This is a genomic window from Paenarthrobacter sp. YJN-5 (assembly GCF_015040095.1).
Taxonomy (GTDB): domain Bacteria; phylum Actinomycetota; class Actinomycetes; order Actinomycetales; family Micrococcaceae; genus Arthrobacter; species Arthrobacter ureafaciens.
Genome location: NZ_CP053545.1, coordinates 135,592 through 152,444 on the forward strand (window position 1 = coordinate 135,592; position 16,853 = coordinate 152,444).

Sequence of the window (16,853 nt, forward strand, 5' to 3'; positions counted from 1 at the left end):
AGAAGAACCATGACCGTTGCACCCACAGCTGTAGAAACCACCCTGGACGTCCAGCTGAAGCGCATTGACGCCGGGATCGAGGCACCCTCCTACGCCCAACCCGGCGACGCCGGGGCGGACCTGCGCAGCACCATCGACCTGGTCCTGGAACCGGGCGAGCGGCGCCTCGTCCCTACCGGGGTGTCCGTGACCCTGCCGTTCGGCACCGTTGGACTTATCCACCCCCGGTCGGGTCTGGCCGCCAAACACGGCATCACCGTGGTCAACGCACCGGGAACCATTGACGCCGGCTACCGCGGCGAGATCTCCGTCTGCCTTTTGAACACGGACCGGACCGAGGCCTTCCGCATCAACCGAGGAGACCGGATCGCCCAGCTCGTCATCCAGCGCATCGAAATCGCGGACTTCCGGATCGTCGATGAACTGCCCGGCTCAGAGCGCGGTGCCGGCGGCTTCGGATCCACCGGCGGCTTCAACGCCCGATAGATGCACCCAAAAGGGCCTGTGGCGGACGACGCCACGGGCCCTTTTCTCGCCCTGACCTGCAGGTTCACCGGCCAGCCGGCGACAGCGCGAAGACAATCGGGGGCTTGCCAGGATGTCGGATGCTCCTGCTAATGTGTGGACTGCAGCACGTCAGGAAAGACCGTAGGGTGGCCTGACAAGCCTTGAATCAGTTTATGCAGCAGCCGACTACCCACCGGAAAAGGTCTGCCACGAGAAGAAGCCCCGGAACCTGCAACGTTCCGGGGTTTCTTTGCGTCCGGGGCCTATGCCCCTTCTGTCTGTCTGTGTACGGCTCGGCGGTTTTTCGAGCAGAGCGACGGTTACGTGCGCGGTGCTGCGTGGTTGCTGCGCAACTCCTGGGCGACAGTAGAGACGTAGCGGGTGTGGTTCCAGCCGCGGGTCAGCGACGCGGCGGTGGCAAGGTCAACCTCGACGCCCTTGTTCTGGAGGACGGCCAGCAAGGTGGCGTTCACGACGTCGTCCCAGAAGACCTGGGCTTCGTCCTTACTGACGTCATGCGGAAGGGTGGTCCGGTCTGTGGCCCGATCCAGCTTCCTGCGGATCGGGACGAGGACGAGCAGCATCACAAGGCAGACGCCAAGGTACGGCAGCGGCGGTACCTGCAGGATTACCATGCCGATCATGATGACGAGACTGCCGACTGAGATGCCCATGGACATCAGCAAGGATGCGAGCTGGCTGACCATGGTGCCAGCCTTCTCAGCGTCGTCGATCGTCGACTCGATGTAGGACCTCTTGGCAGCGGACATCCAGGTCCAGGGCGAAGCCAGCCGGGCCTCCACCGCAGCCTCAGCCAGCTTCAGCTCTTCCGCGTGGGCTTCGCGAAGGGAAGAGATCACCTCCGCGTCCTCCTTAAACAGGTCCAGGACGTAGCGGTGCTCCGCAGCGAGCTTCAATTCGGCACCGTCCAACTGGGCGGCGGCATCTGCTGTTTGGGCGACCGTGACCAACGGCCGAGCAGGTGCCTCAGCGAAGGCTTCCAGGCCCGTGGTCCTGATTCCGTAACGCGGGGACCCGTCCTCCCGCATGTACTCGGAGTTGTTCCGGATCATGCGGCGGCCCTCTCTTCAGCGATCTCGTTGGCTTCCTTCACGGTCGCCGGGCTGTAGCCGGTCAAAGCGTTCACGGTCAGACCGACAAGGATGGCCCGGTCCGTGCCGCCGACCGTCAGATGCCGGTGTATTGCTTTCAGGCCCCGGGCATGCCGCCGCGTGTCCGCGTCGGGGGCATCCTCCGGTGGCGTCTCGCGCAAAGCATTGCTGGCAAGGCGGAGCATGAACTCAGTGTCGGTTCCGCCGGCCAGCAGGTGTTGCTTGATGCCGGTCAGTGCCCGGGACTGGAGGTACAGGGTGGCATTCTGCTGAACTGCCGGAATCTGTGCAGGGGATGGAACGGCGGTGAGGGTGGTCATTGAGGGTGTCCTCATTTCGGGGCGGGTGTACTTCTCAGGCGCTATGTGTGCGGCGGCCCCATAATCGCTCGCCAGGCGACCGGCAGCTTTTTAACCGCTGCCTCTGTTACTCGCCGATTCATAGGCCCTGAGATGGCCGGTGCTAACCTTGCGTCGGCGCAAACGCGCCGCAGACTTTTTCCTGGGGGCATCCAAATGACAAACGACCCGAACGTACCGCCGAACCCGCAGCCGCAGAACGGCCCAGACGGCCGCTGGCCACATTCTCCCCAAGACCCATACCGTGGAGCCTCACAGCAGGGCTTCGGAGGTCCACCGCCGCCTTACGGTCCAGCCCCGAGTATGCCCAGCCCCAAGGGCCGCTTCGGCCCCTCGTTTTGGATTGTCGGTGCATTGCTCGCCCTGATGGTTCTGGGGAACGCCACAGGCGGCCACGGCGAATCCATCCTCATCTTCCTCGGGATTGCAGCCCTCCTTACAGGCCTGTATTCGCTGATCTTCAAACGCCCATCCTGGGCCGCATTACCTGGCCGGAATGCCGCAGTGGCGGTGTTGGTGGCCGGTGCGGCGGCACTTCTTGTCGGCGGCGTGGCCGCCGGCGTCGAACGAAGCCAACGCAATATGGCTGCACCGACAACAAGCGCACAGCTGGAAGCAGACGCCGCAGCGAAACTTGCCACCCGTGAGGAGGCGGTAAAAAAGGCCGAGGAGGCAGTAAAGGCTCGGGAGGCTGCTGCAGGAACGGCGCAGGCTGAAGCCGCCAAGTCGACGATCAAAGAGGGCGTATGGACTGTCGGCAAAGACGTCATCCCGGGAAACTACCGGACCACCAAGGAAGTGGTCGGCAACTGCTCCTGGAAGATTACCCGCACTGGAAGCAACGGTAGCGACTACATCGCTTATGACCTTCTCGTGAAAGGCGGCTTCCCGATGGTCACTCTCCTCGAAGGCCAGACTTTCGACACCGACGGCTGCGGAGACTGGGCCAAACAGTGACGGACCCCGTAATACAGTGCCGCCGTACACATTATGGACATGACCACACAACAGGCCCGCCAGCCTAAAGGCATCCCCGTGGGCGGCCAGTTCGCCTCCGACGCCCATTCGGAGGTAGCTCTTACCTTGCGGCAGCCGTGGGACATCATCCCCAACCTGCTTGAGCTCACCCCGGAAACCGAACAGGTCCTTGAGGCGCTGAGGACCGCCGGAGGCCGGCCCCTCATCGTAGGTGGCGCCGTCCGCGACGGGCTGCTCTCACGGACCCGGGGCGGAACCGTGGACTCCCTGGACGTCGACATCGAGGTGTACGGGCTGTCCAAAGAGGAGGTCCGCAACGCGCTGCCGGGGGACGTGAACGAATTCGGCCTGGAGTTTGGAGTCTTCAACACGTCCCTGAACGGCCAGGACTTCGACGTTGCGCTGCCCCGGCAAGACAACAAGACCGGCGAAGGCCACCGAGGATTCGTCGTCGATACCGACCCGAACATGCCGTTCGAGACCGCCTTCGCCCGGCGCGACTTCACCATGAACGCCATGGGGTGGGACTCAGAAACGGGGGAGCTCGTGGACCCGCTCGGCGGCCGCGCCGACCTGGAAGCAGGCATCCTCCGCCACCCAGGCGAGCACTTCAGCGAGGACCCGCTTCGAGTGCTCCGTGCCATGCAATTTGCCGGCCGGTTCAACATGGAGCTGGCCCCGGAAACGGCAGAGCTGTGCCGGGAGATGGCGCCGGCATTCCACCAGCTGCACAAGGACGGCATCTGGAAGCAGTTCCGCAAGCTCAGCACCGAAGGCACTCACATCTCCAGGGCGCTGAATGCGCTGCACGCCTCAGGCTGGGAGCAGCACTTCCCCGGCTTGGCGGCGACCCGAGGCGTCCCTCAGGACCCCATCTGGCACCCTGAAGGGGAGGTGATCGTGCACCTCGGGCTGGCCGGTGACCAGGCGGCGGCAATTGCCCGCCGCGAAGGCCTGGACGAGGACGAGACGTCCATGCTGGTCCTCGCCGCGATCACCCACGACTTCGGCAAGGCCCACTCCACCAAGGTCAAGGGCGACGGCACCATTACCTCCGGCGGCCACCACGAAACCGGGGTCGCGCCGGCCAGGGACTTTCTGGAACGCATTGGGGCCCCGGGACGGTTCCACGAGAAGATCCTGCCCCTGATCCGGGAGCACATGTGCCACACCCCGGGCGGTGGCGTCGAGATCAGCCCCTCAGCAGTGCGCCGGCTGTTGCGCCGCTTGGACCATGCCGGCGGCGGGCCTACTTTGAAGCAGTGGTCGCTGCTGGTGGAGGCGGACAAAGCCGGCCGCGGCGAGGGCGCCCGGCACACGCGGAACTATGTTCCGGACTGGCTGGCTGTCGCGGACCGGATCGGCAACGAGAAGGCCATCGGCAGGGCCATGCTCAAAGGACACCATCTGGCTGACGCCGGCGTCCCCAGGGGAAAGCTGTGGGCCGTCATCGTGGGTTTGTCCGAGGAAGCCCAGGACGACGGGGCGTTCAGCGATGAGGACGGCGCCAGGGACTGGCTGGCAGCCTACGAGGAAGCCGTCATGAAGGAGGCCCGGCGCCGGCTGCAGAAACTTGAGGCCGCACAGGCCAAGCGCTCTGCCGAAATTGCGGCCGCGACGAAAGCCCGAGCCGCGATTCAGAAAGCTGAGGCCAGGGCGTTGCGGGCGGCCAAGCGGGAAGCTGAGCAGGCGGCAGTGGCCTCATAGGCCTGGACACGGAAAAGAGGCTGGCCGGACAACACTGGCCGGGCAGCCTCTTTCGGGTTCTGCTAGAGCGGCTGGATGTTTTCTGCCTGAGGGCCCTTCGGTCCCTGGGTGACTGAGAATTCCACCTTCTGGTTTTCCTCCAGCGTGCGGTAACCGCGGGTAGCGATCGCCGAATAGTGTGCGAACACATCAGCGCTTCCGTCGTCGGGGGCGATGAAACCAAACCCCTTTTCGGCGTTGAACCACTTGACCGTACCTTGTGCCATCCCTGCATCCTTCACTGGCCGCCGGTCACTTCCGCTTGTCGGAAACCGTCCCGGCCGCTCACAGGCTTGAGCCTATGTGGGCGTGTCTGGCCCCGGCAAGGGATTACGTCCGGAGCGGAAGGGCGGGCTATGCGGCGGCGGGCAGGACAGAAGCCTCGCGGAGGGGGAGGCCTGCGCCGCGCAGGTCGTAGCATTTGAGGCCCACACCCTCCAGGAACACCGACGGCAGGGCCGCCAGGTAGTCGCTGCCCGGCTGGGACAGCACGGCGCCGTCGGCCAGGAAGGTTGCGCGCAGGAGCGGTTCCTGGCGGACCATCCGGAGCAGATCCATGTGTGGCACCACAACCGCCGCTTCACCGTCGGGGCCGAGCCACGCCCTGACAGGGAAGGAGCCGGCGAGGCTGACGCTCGACTGCCGGAAGCCGGACAGGACCGGGATGTTGAGGGTGGTCATGACCGCAATGTGTGCGGCATTCGCCGAGGAGCATCTCCGCCTGTGGCCCGATCCTCGGTTCGGTCACCGCTTGATGAGATGTACCCAGCCGGAACCGACCCTGAACTGGACCTCCGTGCTGCACTTCTCGCACCACCACTTGCCTTGGAACCAGCGGCGCTCGGCTGTGTTGCGGCAGGTGCTCAGGTCGGGGCTGTCACCGTCGGTGCTGGCCGCCACCATTGCGCCCAGCATGGTCTTGACATCAGCTTCGTACGTGTCCAGGGCGTGGTAGTCGCGGACGTCGCATTGCGCGGCAGCGACACAGGTGCTGTCGTGCAGGCGGCGTGCGATGGTGAGAACCGTTTGAGCATTGACCGTGACGGTCAGAACGGGCGCGCCGCCATCCTCTGCCGGGCACGATGTCGGCGACGGCGGCAGGCTTCCGAACGATTCGACCATCAGGTCGTTCATCATGGCGGTCATGTGTTGCTCCAGGTGCCCTTGGCGGTGATTGCCTTGCATGTGTGCGGCATCACAGTTTTTTAGCACCGGTGGGTCCGGGCTTCTTGAATGCGATGGTCCCGGGACCAAAGCGGGAGATCCTGTGTATCGCGCCGCCCGCAGGAGGGGGAGCACAGGCAGTAGAACCTGCTCCTGAACATTCCGAACCAACCAATGACAATCGGTCACTGTTTTAGCGACCCGTAACCAAAATTCCCGGTGAGAGTCACGGCGCCGGGGTTGCTTATGATGCAAGATGAAATCGGTACCGGTATCGGTGGGCCGGAGATTGTTGTTTCTTGGAGTCCGGAAAATGGGGGTAATCGTATGAACGCGGCTGCGTGCAAGGGCATCGTTGGATTGGCATTGGCCTTGGCTCTGACAGGTTGCGCTGCAACTTCGACTGTCTCTGGATCATCCCCAAGTTCGCAGGCACCAACGTCGCAAGGGCTTCCGGATGTCGCGGGCAAGTTGCTAGCCGAGGCAACGATTTCTCTCAGCGAGGCTGGTTTCTACAACTACCACTATTATGTCGACGGTCAGTCCTACCCGGGGGCGGTAGGGCCTGACGACTTGGACAAATACCTAGTGCAGTCAACGATTGCCGCCGATGGCACAGACTTGGCCGCGAACCCCGTTATACAGCTAAACCTGATTCCAAACCCGGATAACCCTCCAACGCCAAGGCCGTCGCCAAGTGCGGAAAGCAGCCTGGCACCATCAAGCGCGCCAGCAGTTATACCCGTAAGTCCATCCGCTACTCCAACTCCGACGTTCACCCCACCGAAGCCGAAACAATCAGTGGTCAAGTACGTTGTCGAAGCCGACGGGCCAATCGGTCTGATTACCTACACTAACTTCGTTGGCAACAAAATGGGGCAGGAGCAAGCAAGCGACGAAGTGTGGGGACCTGTAGAAAAGACCTATGAATTTGCTGCATCAAGTTTCGAGTCAACCTACGGGTTTTGGTCCCTTGGAGTCAGCGCCCAAGGCAGCGGCGCCACGGGCAGCATAACCTGCCGCATCTTCCGCGATGGGAATGAAATTTCCACGCAGACTTCAACGGGCGCCTATTCCATGGTCATGTGCAATGCCGGCAGGTAAGGACCCGAGGCCTGTCACGAAGGCGGCCTCGAAAGAATAGAGCCAGCCCTGTCAGGGACGGGGCTGGCTTTCTAGGTTCTTTGGCCGGGAGTTATTCCGGCTTTTCCTTGGACAAGGCGATGATCCAATCGGGAGTGACGTCGCCGGTGAGCTTGTCCAGCGTGATCCTCGCCTTGGCGGCAGCGATCTGGACCTTCCGGTCCTGCGGGCTCACGGACGCCGGGCGGCGGGAGGGTGCGATTGAGTCCGCGTTTGATTGGGCGTGCCTGCGGTGAGTTACCGGGTGTGCCATGGCCATCGTCGACCTCCTACCTTCCTGTGTCGTCATTGTTGTCACCCTCATTGTCGCGCCTTGTCTCCGGGTCGTCCACTCTTTCGAGCCGTGCCTCGGCTTCGTCGCTGATGCCAACATTGTCCGCGGCTTCGGCCAACTGGGCGTTGTACGCAGCTTCGAGCGGATCCTCGGTCCCGATTTTCAGCAGAGCACCATCCTCGGGGGTTGCCAGTTTGCTGCTGCCCAAAAGGTTGATGGCTTGCTGCCCCATTTCGGCCCGCTTGGGCTCATTCGACATGGAAGCGTCCAGGGCCCATTGCGCCCGGCGCCACCACTCGGCCCGGTTGTCCGCACGCCACTTCTGCCACAGTGCTGCACCGGCGATAAGGGCAGCGATCACTGCTGCCAGCAGGGGCGCGAAAGCAGCCAGCACCTGCCAGTCGGCTGGGGGAGCGGTGTGGACGAAGACATCCACAGGAGTCGGCGACGGGCTCGGGTTCACCGCACCAGCCTAAGCGGCAGCGACGGCGACGAGGGGACTTCGGGCCGCGAGTCCGGCACGGCCTTCCGCTGATTTCCGGCTGCCTCGACCTCCCGGATTTCGTCGAGAACCTCGTCCAGGCTGTGCGCCAGACGGATCGCCTCGATCCTCGAGATGGACATCTTCTCTGCGATCTTCCGCCACGGGACACGTTTGGCCCGGTCGGCCTTGATTTCCGCCGCGTACGCGCGCGCAACCACGGCGGAGGTCGGGAAGCCGGGAGAGTTCGGGTGCTTCAACGGGCGCGGGTCAAGAGGGACAGGACCAAGCCGGGCCGGCGCGAGAGACCATGACTCGTATTTCATGCCCCATATGTGTGCGGCAGGCTCGGAATCTGTCCCTCAGCCCGGCATTTCCGCAGGATTCCCAAAGGGTTGGCACACCAGCTGCCTAATGTCGCCGTCCCACAGTCCGCCCGGAACAATGATTTCGACCGCCGGCGAACGGGTCATGAACATCCGGTGAAGTGCCCGGCGTGTGACGACAGGGAAGCCTCCGGCCGCACACATGCTGGCTGTAAGCATCCGGCACTACCTAAGGACATCACATGGCAGCTCCCGCCGTCCTCGCCAACCCGCACACCGCCGATCGCTGGTCCCCGTCCGATCTTGACTCTCTTGACCTCCACGATGAGGAAGTCGCGCAGTTCGTCGCCGCCGCGCCCAAAATGGCCAGGGCCCTCAACGCCATACTGGGCCTGGACCTCGGCCATGATGCAGAACGCCTGGTACGGGCCGAAATCCGCAGCGCACTCGGCTAGCTCCGACCCGTTCAGGCGCCGGCAAGCTCGTCGGGCTCGACGACGGCCGGTTGCACCACCGGCAGTTGCGTGGTGATGACCTCGACAACCAGGGTGCCGTCCGGGAACGTGCGGTAAGTAACTTCTCTCATACTTACCCTGTGTACGGCGCCACAGTTCCGCGCTGGTGTACCCTGCGGCCGCAACAAAAAGTCGGCACGCCCTGCTACGGTCACCGACATGCAGCGCAGCAAGGACAGCGTCACACTGAGAGAGGCCCTCAGCGGCAACCGGTCCGGCACAGCCTCGCTCATAGTGATGGCCCTGGCCGTCCTCGCGGCGTTCGGGTCGTGGGCTGGTGCCACACTTCGGCATGACAGCCCGTCCTTCATGGCAGGCGTGCTCCTGAACGCCGTGATCCCGCTGGCTGTCCTCGGGATTGTCCTGGCAGTCACCGGCCTGCAAAAAGACCGGACCATCGTGCCCGCCAGTATTTCCCTGGTCCTGATTCCCGCTTCGATGGCGGCGGCGTGGCTCATCGGGCTGTTCAGCGGGGCCTTCTGAACCACGGGCACAAAAAGACCGGGCCGGCTACGATGCCGACCCGGTTCCTGATGAGCGGCCGCAGGAAGTCCCTTAGCAGGGCAGGTAGGAGATGCCCCGGTTCAACCTTCGCTTCGGTCCCGGGGTAAAAGTGTCTGAAAACCCCCGGGCGATGACGTAAACGTCCGTCTTGGTCCCTATGTGTGCGGCGGCTCAGGAACCCCTCACCGGCCGGGAAAGACGGGCGCCTCCCTACATCTGGGCGGCGTACTCCGGCCCCGTCACAGGAACATCCAGGGACGGGGCTGCTTCATCCAGCACGGAAATGTCATCCGGCGCCGGCTCCGGCATGAGATGCGCGGCCAAGGCCAGGATGCTCTTCCGGGTGCGAAGCTCGAGATCAGCGTTCTCAGCCACGTGCGCGCGGAGCCCCTTGAGGACAGCACTGCCGCCGCGGCCGGTGATCCCGGTGAACAGCAGCGGTGCGCCGGCTACGTGGACGGTCAGCGTGCCGAAGCCGAAGACCGACTGCCACAGGATGATCCCGATCCGATCCAGAGGAATGGTGTCGCTGACCTTCCAGATGATCCCGTCGCAGAGGAAGAGCAGCCGGGTGTTGGTGAGCACAACTAGACCGAAGCAGCCCTGGTAGCGGGCCTGAGTCATCGCCTCCACCATCTCGTCAGCGCCGAGCAGTTCCTGCAGGCGGGCAAGTTCGCGTCCGCTGCCGGGGGAGAGCCTGGCATGTTCGCGGGCGATGTTGATGTCGGTGCGGAGTCGGGTCCGGGCCATGGTGTCTCTGTTCTGTGGGGCAGCAGCTACCCGGAAACATGCGCAGATCCTGGGATCAAGGGAGACCCGCCGCGGGCTGCTAGGTTGTCGGCATGGGTGAACTCGCTGAGGCATTCCGGTCCGAACTGGTGAAGGCCGGCTACGATGTCCTGTCAAAACAAGCCACCAACCGCAAGGTCCTTGCTACGACAAGGGGCCTGCCCGGGCATGCACGGGATGAAATCGTCAGCCTCCACCGCGCGCTCGGAGGCACAATGGGCTACCTGGACTTCACCAGCGGGAAGTGGGATTTCGCGACCGCAGACGGCCTGCTCATCGAATTCGACGAGCAGCTGCATTTCAACCGCTACCGGAAACTTACGGACCGGCTGTCTTGGTCGAAAAGCCTTCCTTGGGCCGGCGACTACCTCAACTACAGCTCCCTGCACGAAAACCAATGCCTGAAGGCCGGCGGATACGGCGGAAAATGGACCAGTCCTTCGACCGAGAAGATGTTCGGCGCGGGTGACCCGCCACGGGTCTTTGATAGGAATGGATCGCCTCGGTGGAAGCAACGCGCCCTTTACGACGCAGTGAAGGATGCTTACGCGATTCACGGACAGGAGATAACAATGGCCCGTGTTTCGATCCACGACGAGATAGGCAGCCGTGGAGTCCTCAAGGCGTTGGGAAGAGGTGGTAACGGGCTGGAGGCCACAGCGCTTCGGGAATTCCTCGCGGCCCGCACCATACTCTGACATCAGCTCGCCTGCTTATACGACGTGACGCCGCAGCCACACCTCTGCTTCGCCATCTCAGCCCCCAAGCGCGCTGGTACGCTAACGCTACGACGGAGATGTGAGGACCACATGGGCTTTCAGGATGACTTCGAGCAACAACTGGCGGCGGCTCGTCAGGAAGATAGTCAACGTGCCCTGGCAGCCGAACGATCAGTTCCGCTAGCACTGCAGGCGCTGAATCGACTCCAGACGAAATGTTCCGAGGCGGCAAAGTTCTTGCTATCCCAGAGGGTGCCAGCTGCTCCCATTATCGAGGAGGAGTTCAAACAAACGTTTTGGGCAGGGCAAAAGAAGCTTCAGCGAAAACTCGCTGAAGGGTGGCCGATGGAGCCGCGCTTCGGGCTGGCAATATCCTCTGACGGGAGGCTTTGGCAGACCACTCACAGGTATGTCGACAGGGATCGCGTAACAGTCAGTGCGCCCTTCTACTTCAGCAAGATGCGTGAGAATATCCTGGCTAATCAAGCCATCGAAGCGCCGCTAGGTGGCCTGACCCTGGTCTTTCCATACATCTCTTGGTACGCCGCGACAGGCTTTGTGGGCGAAGAGGACACGAACATCAAGATTTACGGCGATGACCCTGAAGCCGGCCGTGCCGATCTGGACGCTTCCATCGAACAAAGCGTGATCGCCTTGACTCGAAAAGGCGGGCCGCCATAGAACTGCACGGCAGCGCTAGGCTCCCGGGCGGTACGGGGATCGGCTTGGCCTCATAGCTTCGACGTTGAGCTCCAGGGCGATCTTTTCGTCCTCGGTGAGAGGGCGCACCGCCTTCTCGAACAGGTCCACCCCGTCGGTCCAATCCTTCCAGTCACCGTCACTGCCCAATGCCTCCGCGGCGACCCTGGGCTCCCGGACCGCCGCGGCGATCAGGATGGCGGTGACCACGACGTCGTAGGGCTTCTGCTCTGTCTTGCAGAAGGTCCACATGTCCGCGTAACGCGGCGGCTTGGTTCCTGGCAGGTGGAACGTTTCGTAGGCCTCGCCGGCGGCCTCGAATCCGTTCAGCCGGATACCCTTGGCCTCGTTCAGGATTGGCAAGCCCTGACCGTCCGGGCCGCAGATTGTCACAGGGGAGGCGGCAATGATCTTTCTGGCGTCCGCAATTACGCAGGCTGTCGCGGTCAAGCCGGGGAAGTAATGGGTGTAGCCCATGAGCGATCCTCCTGTCCTGCTCAACTTACCCGCCCCGGTAGCTTCGTGGCAGGGAATTGCCTGCTCCGCACACATGGCAGATGGCCCACGTCCGTCAACCAGAAAGAGCCGCCATGACCCAGACAGCCAGAGGCTACTACGACCAGCCGCCGGCATTCCTCGAAAACACCGTCATCGAGATCAGTGTCCCCTCTGGGCGCCTGATCGCCACCGACGATCTGCGCACGGTGAAGTACTTCGAGATTGACCCTCCGATGTCCATCAACTACGGGGCCGGCCTCGATGCCTGGGCGAAGAAGTTCGCGGAGATCAACGTCGCCTACGCCTTCGTCGGCAACACCTGCCCCAGTGTCACGCGGCTGCCTGACGGCCTGATCCAGGTCGTGACTCCGGCGTGGAATGAGGAAACAGACGAAGCCGAGTTCAACGACGACGAGGTTGTCGTCGCGAAAATCTGCACGGACCTGTGGGCGACTATGCTCACTGATTACCAGGGCTGGCTGGACCACGGCGGCCCGGAAGTTGAAGCTGCCAACGAAAGGTACGCACTCACCGTGTTCACCGTCTTCGACGTCACTCCTGGCAAATACCGCTGGACCGTTTACTCGCACTCCGACCGCTTCGACAGAGACAGCCTGGACCGGGTCACCTACGCGCAGCTGGAGCTCGTAGAGGCGTACTAGGGGTCGGGCGCCGAGTCCGAAAGAGACCGGACGGCGAGCCTCACTCACGCTTCTGCTTGGAAAAAGGTCGATCAGAGGCAATCTTGACACCGACTGCTGTGGAAGGATTTACGCATGCTTCGGGATAGGCCGTTACCTCAGACAATTCAGATCTACTTGCCGCAAGGCGACCCTGCTGGAATTCGGATGGCTGAGATCACCACACGCACAGTGCGTCTCTTCGAAGTGCCCCGACCGCTGCTGCCGGATTTCCGGAGCATGCCGGAGGCTAAGCAGGTCAGCGTCTATTTCCTGTTTGGAACCTCGTCTTCTGGCCAGCCAGCCTGCTATATAGGCCAGACCGGAGCCGTTGGAGACAGGCTGAAGAAGCACTCGGAAAAGAAAGAGTTTTGGGATCATGCCCTTGTCGCCGTCTCGCTGACCAATGCCTGGACCAACACCCACACGGGCTTTATGGAATGGACCGCGATCAAGAAGACAACCGAAGCCGGCCGCTACGACCTGGACAACGACAACGACGCTTCGAATCCCCATACACCAGCACCTCTGGAGTCCGACTGCCGCGAGTACCTCGAGACCATCTCAGTTCTGCTGACCACCCTTGGGTACCCGGTACTGGAGCCTGTTAAGGAGATCCACATAGGGGACTCGCAAAGCGATGGTGTGGCTGAGACGCTTGTTTTCCGCGAAGCTGGGACGGATGCCAGGGCAAGGCCTACTACTGAAGGGCTCTTGGTGCTTGCCGGGTCCATCGGCAAGGCAACTCATCGTTCGTCTCTTTCCCCGTCGCTTGTCCGGCGTCGCCAGGATCTCGTAGAGCAGGGCATTGTGGAGATCCGCGGCAACGATTATGTCTTCGTGAAAGACCAGTTGTTCAGCAGCCCGAGCACTGCGGGTGCCATTGTCGTGGGCGGAAACATCAACGGCAGAATCACATGGAAGACGCCGTCGGGCAAGACTTTCCAACAGCTTGAGGACGAGGCGCTTAGTTAGTGGCTTAGCGCTCAGGTCATGGGCGCCGTGACAGCAGTGTCTAGGCATGTTTCCTGGTTTGAGCATGCAGACGAACACAGCTGTGAGCGCAGGCGGTTTCCGTCGTCGTAAAGCGAGGACAACATTGGGCACTCCTGCCGGCTTACCGTCACATACAAGAACTGTGACGCAGTGCGGTCGGCGGGTAAGGCGCTTCTGCCAAGAGCGCAGCCGGGGATTCAGCAAAGTTGGACGCCGACGGTGACGGCATGGCGTGCGAAAAGCCGAAATAGGTCCATGACCCGTGCGGGGAGACTTGCGAGCCCTTCCTCACACATGGGCTCATAGAGCAGCCGGACCGCCGGCGCCATCCCTCAAGGAGTACCGGCCATGCACGAAATTGCCTGGATAAGTTTTGACCACACTGTCCCTGTACCGGTGCTTCGAGACGGCTACCTGATCTCCCGCGATGACATCAAGCTCCTGCTCACCGAGGAGTTCAACGTCTTCAAGTGGGAGAAGGACCGGGTACATGTCCTGTGGCGCGATTTCGCTGATACAACCACGCAGGACACCATCTGGAACGACGAAGAAGCCGATGTTCTGGAGCGAGTCGAGGTCGAAGGGGTGGAGTTCTTCCGCCTTAGCTCGGCGCCGTTCGAGTTCAATGGTGACATCCAGCAGATGCTCGAACTGGGCTACCAGGCCTACTTCGTTCCCGTCGGCGGCATCGTCGTCGAGAACCCTGCCACTCCCGTCACGTTGGCATCTATGAGGACCTACGCAGCATCTTCGGCAAGTACGTCCCCCAGCGTCTGAATTCCTGGGCCGAGTATGCCGCCGCGGTTCCCAACTTGGACCGGCTCTTCGCGCTGGCCGGCGTGGAACGCCACGAGAAAGAGAAGCAGTCCGCTGTGGCTGCCCGTGTTGATGTCTGGCTTGCTGCACGTGCCTCGGGCCTGCCAGTTGAAGGCACCGTCCGCGCCGATGAGATGGTGGTCAACACGGTTTTGGAAGCCACCGACGTCCGCTGGTGGAGCCATTCGCCGAACCGCGAGCTGTTCGTCGTCACTAAGATTGAACCGGCCGGGGACGGCATGCTGGCCGTCACCACTGAGACCCAGTACGGCTATGAACGCACCCGCCTGGTCCGCCCCGACCGACACTTCCTGGAGGCCAAGCAGTGACCCTGACCCTTATGCGGCTCAAGCCTGACACCTCGGACAGCGTGATCTACAAGCCGTTCAGCGAATCAGATGACTTCAGCGGCGAATGGTGGAACGACAGCATCTACGGTTTCGAGCCCACCATGCACTTCTACGCGTTCTTCGCCGGACAGTACGAGGTCGCCCGCGCCGAGATCGAGGTCCAGGATGTCATCAATCCCGAGTACGAACAGCCGGGTCGACCCGGGCCCTACGCCGTCGTCCACTTCTTCGAGGTCTCCGAGGACCACCGGCGTCGCGGCTACGGCACCGACGCCGTCCAGCTGCTCGCTGACCGCCACGTCGGCACACCCCTGGTGGCCTTTTCGGCAGGGGCAGATGAGTTCTGGGCCTCCCAAGGCTGGGACCGATACGAGCACGCCACCGAGCCGGTCGATCACAACCTGATGTTCGTTAGCGGGCGGTAGTCGGCGGAGACCGGGTCAGGCTGAACGGCATAAACAACGGACGTTGACTTCGGCGAGGTCACTTACTTCCTCACCGCCGACAACCGAGGCGACTACTTCGTGCTGATCTGTGACTGGGTGGAGGCCCACGGCATTGACAAAGAGCCCGCGGACCGCTGGATTGAGGACATCTCGGCCAAGCCGGAGCAGAAGAGCACCTTCGCCATCACCTCTGGCACCTCGACCGGGCTTGAGGTCACGTACGACCTCCGCTACGACGGCTCGAAGAACGTCCAAGTCATCATCGTGCACGTCAACCCCATGGTGGAATCCGGATATAGGGGCGGACCACTGACCCCCTCAGCCGGTGTCCTGAGCCAAATAGCCGCCAGAAGCCAGTAAGATTCTCACGTTGATACGGCACGACACTGGGGGATCGATGACAGTGGTGGACAATTACGGGGAATTTTTGCAGCGGCTAGACACTGCCGCGGCCAGTCTGAAGAAGCGCCACGACAAGCTCAGCGCCGCCTTGGCGGTCGTATCAATTGCAGCGGACCAAAACCAGTTCGGCCTCGATCAATGGACCAAGCGTCACGCCCGGCTTGAAGGGCTTCTCGGCAACAAGAACCAGGCACCCGCCCCGGCCCTCAAGGACCTATACGGGGTTTCCGGCAACATGGTGTCGGTCTTCCGGGCCCGATCAGAAAATGTGGAAGCAAGGCGTGCGGCAGTCCAGAAACGCGTGAACGAAATCTGCAGGTCTCTGAATAGTCTCGAGCTGAGTAAACAGAAGCTTACGTCTTCCCGCCGATTCGCCGAGGAACGGGAGAATCTCAGCAAGGCGGTGCTGGGCCTCGCTGGCACCGCTGAAGGATTCGCCGCCCCGACTCCTGACGGAGGCCTTCGCGACGACCTGAAGACTGCGCGTGAGGCCGTCCTCCTGGCTGAGGCGCTGCTCGAACTGAAGGAAAACCACAAATGATCCCCAAAAGCAGCGAGCATGTCCTCACGACATTCACTCCAAACCAGTGGGCCGGACGTCCGGCCAAGGACTCTGGTTATCTCTTTTTCGGCGTAGGATTCTTGACCTGGCTTGTGTGCTTGGTGCTCATGATATTTATCGAACCGCTGAGGAACTTCGGGATCATGGTTCTCGTCTGCACTCTCAGTGCCACGCTTTTTACGATCGCTTCCATAGTCACGACAGTAAAAAGCGATCGAGCCTTTCTCTCTGGGCTAACCGAAACCCTCAATGAACAGATCCTCGAGATGACCGGCGATCCGTCTGCACGTATCACCTCCAGCAGGCTCCGGCAGATGATCGACCTCGGTTTCAGCCACTCCCTCACCATCAACGGCGTGCCGGGACTTGACCTCAAAGTCGCCGGTGAACGGTTCAAGGAGCGACAGGTCATCGCCACGGTCACCGCACCCGACTACGGGCTAGAGAGCTTCGATCTGCTTTTACGGTCCGAAGAGGAGCAGAGCAAGCTCTGACGGCTAATACAGCCGGAACGTCGGCTCCGCGTGTACGAAGCGATTCCAGGTCAATGTCACCGCCCGCATCGATGCCGGAGAGGGTGGCGTGCAGCAATCCCACCTCGAGCGTGCAACGAATCGCTGGCACCCCGTTCGGGTCCGACGCCTGCCGCATGGTCACGGTCCGCGGCAATGTCGCTTACGGGACGGTGGACCCCAAGAACGCTCCAGCCCTGGCCGCCGTGAAGTTCAGTGACCCGGAGGCCGGCACCACCTTGGCCGCCGACCTTGTGGCCAGAGCACGGAAGCAG

The 16,853-nt window shown here is 62.3% G+C and carries 27 protein-coding genes; 17 read left to right on the top strand and 10 right to left on the bottom strand.

Going from position 1 to position 16,853, the window contains the following annotated elements; all coding sequences use genetic code 11:
* Positions 1 to 9 precede the first annotated feature (9 nt).
* The gene (dut, locus tag HMI59_RS22035) at positions 10 to 486 is read left to right on the top strand and encodes a dUTP diphosphatase (RefSeq protein WP_193594224.1); all 477 of its coding nucleotides are present in this window, start codon (positions 10 to 12) and stop codon (positions 484 to 486) included.
* A gap of 341 nt (positions 487 to 827) precedes the next feature.
* Here dut and HMI59_RS22040 read toward each other — a convergent pair whose 3' ends face one another.
* Positions 828 to 1,580 (bottom strand): hypothetical protein, encoded by a 753-nt coding sequence (locus HMI59_RS22040; protein WP_193594225.1) that lies wholly within the window; start codon positions 1,578 to 1,580, stop codon positions 828 to 830.
* Positions 1,577 to 1,939 (bottom strand): hypothetical protein, encoded by a 363-nt coding sequence (locus tag HMI59_RS22045; protein WP_193594226.1) that lies wholly within the window; start codon positions 1,937 to 1,939, stop codon positions 1,577 to 1,579. Before HMI59_RS22045 ends, HMI59_RS22040 begins: the two co-directional genes overlap by 4 nt.
* A 342-nt stretch (positions 1,940 to 2,281) precedes the next feature.
* Between HMI59_RS22045 and HMI59_RS22050 the strand changes: the two genes are divergently transcribed.
* Positions 2,282 to 2,935: a hypothetical protein gene (locus tag HMI59_RS22050; protein ID WP_193594227.1), complete on the top strand. Its 654-nt coding sequence runs from the start codon at positions 2,282 to 2,284 to the stop codon at positions 2,933 to 2,935.
* 39 nt (positions 2,936 to 2,974) lie between these two features.
* Positions 2,975 to 4,663, top strand: a complete 1,689-nt coding sequence (locus tag HMI59_RS22055; protein ID WP_193594228.1) for a CCA tRNA nucleotidyltransferase — start codon at positions 2,975 to 2,977, stop codon at positions 4,661 to 4,663.
* A gap of 62 nt (positions 4,664 to 4,725) precedes the next feature.
* Here HMI59_RS22055 and HMI59_RS22060 read toward each other — a convergent pair whose 3' ends face one another.
* The 3 genes from HMI59_RS22060 to HMI59_RS22070 all read right to left on the bottom strand — a co-directional run bounded on the left by HMI59_RS22060 (position 4,726) and on the right by HMI59_RS22070 (position 5,848).
* A complete protein-coding gene (locus HMI59_RS22060) occupies positions 4,726 to 4,929 on the bottom strand; it encodes a cold-shock protein (RefSeq protein ID WP_193594229.1) in 204 nt (67 codons plus the stop codon).
* 127 nt (positions 4,930 to 5,056) lie between these two features.
* Entirely contained in the window at positions 5,057 to 5,383 is a 327-nt protein-coding gene (locus HMI59_RS22065) for a hypothetical protein (protein WP_193594230.1), read from the bottom strand.
* 63 nt (positions 5,384 to 5,446) lie between these two features.
* A complete protein-coding gene (locus HMI59_RS22070) occupies positions 5,447 to 5,848 on the bottom strand; it encodes a hypothetical protein (RefSeq protein ID WP_193594231.1) in 402 nt (133 codons plus the stop codon).
* Positions 5,849 to 6,112: 264 nt separating this feature from the next.
* Between HMI59_RS22070 and HMI59_RS22075 the strand changes: the two genes are divergently transcribed.
* A complete protein-coding gene (locus HMI59_RS22075; protein WP_193594232.1) occupies positions 6,113 to 6,970 on the top strand; it encodes a hypothetical protein in 858 nt (285 codons plus the stop codon).
* Between the two features lie 91 nt (positions 6,971 to 7,061).
* Here the strand turns inward: HMI59_RS22075 and HMI59_RS22080 are convergent, their stop codons facing one another.
* The 3 genes from HMI59_RS22080 to HMI59_RS22090 are packed head-to-tail and all read right to left on the bottom strand — an operon-like array spanning position 7,062 to position 8,090.
* Positions 7,062 to 7,268, bottom strand: a complete 207-nt coding sequence (locus tag HMI59_RS22080) for a hypothetical protein (protein ID WP_193594233.1) — start codon at positions 7,266 to 7,268, stop codon at positions 7,062 to 7,064.
* A 10-nt stretch (positions 7,269 to 7,278) separates the two neighbouring features.
* A complete protein-coding gene (locus tag HMI59_RS22085; RefSeq protein ID WP_193594234.1) occupies positions 7,279 to 7,746 on the bottom strand; it encodes a hypothetical protein in 468 nt (155 codons plus the stop codon).
* Entirely contained in the window at positions 7,743 to 8,090 is a 348-nt protein-coding gene (locus HMI59_RS22090) for a hypothetical protein (RefSeq protein ID WP_193594235.1), read from the bottom strand. Before HMI59_RS22090 ends, HMI59_RS22085 begins: the two co-directional genes overlap by 4 nt.
* Positions 8,091 to 8,332: 242 nt before the next feature.
* Between HMI59_RS22090 and HMI59_RS22095 the strand changes: the two genes are divergently transcribed.
* Positions 8,333 to 8,545, top strand: coding sequence for a hypothetical protein (locus tag HMI59_RS22095; RefSeq protein ID WP_193594236.1), 213 nt, complete (start codon positions 8,333 to 8,335; stop codon positions 8,543 to 8,545).
* Between the two features lie 219 nt (positions 8,546 to 8,764).
* The gene (locus tag HMI59_RS22100) at positions 8,765 to 9,088 is read left to right on the top strand and encodes a hypothetical protein (protein WP_193594237.1); all 324 of its coding nucleotides are present in this window, start codon (positions 8,765 to 8,767) and stop codon (positions 9,086 to 9,088) included.
* A 231-nt stretch (positions 9,089 to 9,319) separates the two neighbouring features.
* On the opposite strand, the gene HMI59_RS22105 is transcribed toward HMI59_RS22100, so the two are convergent.
* The gene (locus HMI59_RS22105; protein ID WP_193594238.1) at positions 9,320 to 9,859 is read right to left on the bottom strand and encodes a PH domain-containing protein; all 540 of its coding nucleotides are present in this window, start codon (positions 9,857 to 9,859) and stop codon (positions 9,320 to 9,322) included.
* Positions 9,860 to 9,951: 92 nt separating this feature from the next.
* Between HMI59_RS22105 and HMI59_RS22110 the strand changes: the two genes are divergently transcribed.
* Complete coding sequence (locus tag HMI59_RS22110; RefSeq protein WP_193594239.1) at positions 9,952 to 10,596, top strand: hypothetical protein; 645 nt, start codon at positions 9,952 to 9,954, stop codon at positions 10,594 to 10,596.
* A gap of 111 nt (positions 10,597 to 10,707) precedes the next feature.
* Positions 10,708 to 11,298, top strand: a complete 591-nt coding sequence (locus HMI59_RS22115; RefSeq protein ID WP_193594240.1) for a hypothetical protein — start codon at positions 10,708 to 10,710, stop codon at positions 11,296 to 11,298.
* A 15-nt stretch (positions 11,299 to 11,313) separates the two neighbouring features.
* Here HMI59_RS22115 and HMI59_RS22120 read toward each other — a convergent pair whose 3' ends face one another.
* On the bottom strand, positions 11,314 to 11,793 hold the full coding sequence (locus tag HMI59_RS22120) for a hypothetical protein (protein ID WP_193594241.1): 480 nt from the start codon (positions 11,791 to 11,793) through the stop codon (positions 11,314 to 11,316).
* A 113-nt stretch (positions 11,794 to 11,906) separates the two neighbouring features.
* Here HMI59_RS22120 and HMI59_RS22125 point away from each other — a divergent pair, with 113 nt between their 5' ends.
* The 9 genes from HMI59_RS22125 to HMI59_RS22165 all read left to right on the top strand — a co-directional run bounded on the left by HMI59_RS22125 (position 11,907) and on the right by HMI59_RS22165 (position 16,560).
* On the top strand, positions 11,907 to 12,476 hold the full coding sequence (locus HMI59_RS22125; RefSeq protein WP_193594242.1) for a hypothetical protein: 570 nt from the start codon (positions 11,907 to 11,909) through the stop codon (positions 12,474 to 12,476).
* A 186-nt stretch (positions 12,477 to 12,662) separates the two neighbouring features.
* Positions 12,663 to 13,469: a GIY-YIG nuclease family protein gene (locus tag HMI59_RS22130; protein ID WP_227471710.1), complete on the top strand. Its 807-nt coding sequence runs from the start codon at positions 12,663 to 12,665 to the stop codon at positions 13,467 to 13,469.
* 227 nt (positions 13,470 to 13,696) lie between these two features.
* Complete coding sequence (locus HMI59_RS26140; protein WP_370583597.1) at positions 13,697 to 13,741, top strand: hypothetical protein; 45 nt, start codon at positions 13,697 to 13,699, stop codon at positions 13,739 to 13,741.
* A gap of 97 nt (positions 13,742 to 13,838) precedes the next feature.
* On the top strand, positions 13,839 to 14,267 hold the full coding sequence (locus tag HMI59_RS22140) for a hypothetical protein (protein ID WP_193594244.1): 429 nt from the start codon (positions 13,839 to 13,841) through the stop codon (positions 14,265 to 14,267).
* A 35-nt stretch (positions 14,268 to 14,302) separates the two neighbouring features.
* Positions 14,303 to 14,635 carry a hypothetical protein gene (locus HMI59_RS22145; RefSeq protein WP_193594245.1) on the top strand — a complete coding sequence of 111 codons (333 nt, stop codon included), beginning with the start codon at positions 14,303 to 14,305 and terminating at the stop codon, positions 14,633 to 14,635.
* Entirely contained in the window at positions 14,632 to 15,081 is a 450-nt protein-coding gene (locus HMI59_RS22150) for a GNAT family N-acetyltransferase (protein ID WP_227471711.1), read from the top strand. The genes HMI59_RS22145 and HMI59_RS22150 overlap by 4 nt, the downstream gene beginning before the upstream one ends.
* Before the next feature lie 99 nt (positions 15,082 to 15,180).
* Complete coding sequence (locus tag HMI59_RS22155; protein WP_193594246.1) at positions 15,181 to 15,462, top strand: hypothetical protein; 282 nt, start codon at positions 15,181 to 15,183, stop codon at positions 15,460 to 15,462.
* A gap of 37 nt (positions 15,463 to 15,499) precedes the next feature.
* Positions 15,500 to 16,045 (top strand): hypothetical protein, encoded by a 546-nt coding sequence (locus tag HMI59_RS22160; RefSeq protein WP_193594247.1) that lies wholly within the window; start codon positions 15,500 to 15,502, stop codon positions 16,043 to 16,045.
* Positions 16,042 to 16,560 carry a hypothetical protein gene (locus HMI59_RS22165; protein ID WP_193594249.1) on the top strand — a complete coding sequence of 173 codons (519 nt, stop codon included), beginning with the start codon at positions 16,042 to 16,044 and terminating at the stop codon, positions 16,558 to 16,560. Before HMI59_RS22160 ends, HMI59_RS22165 begins: the two co-directional genes overlap by 4 nt.
* Positions 16,561 to 16,853: the final 293 nt, after the last annotated feature.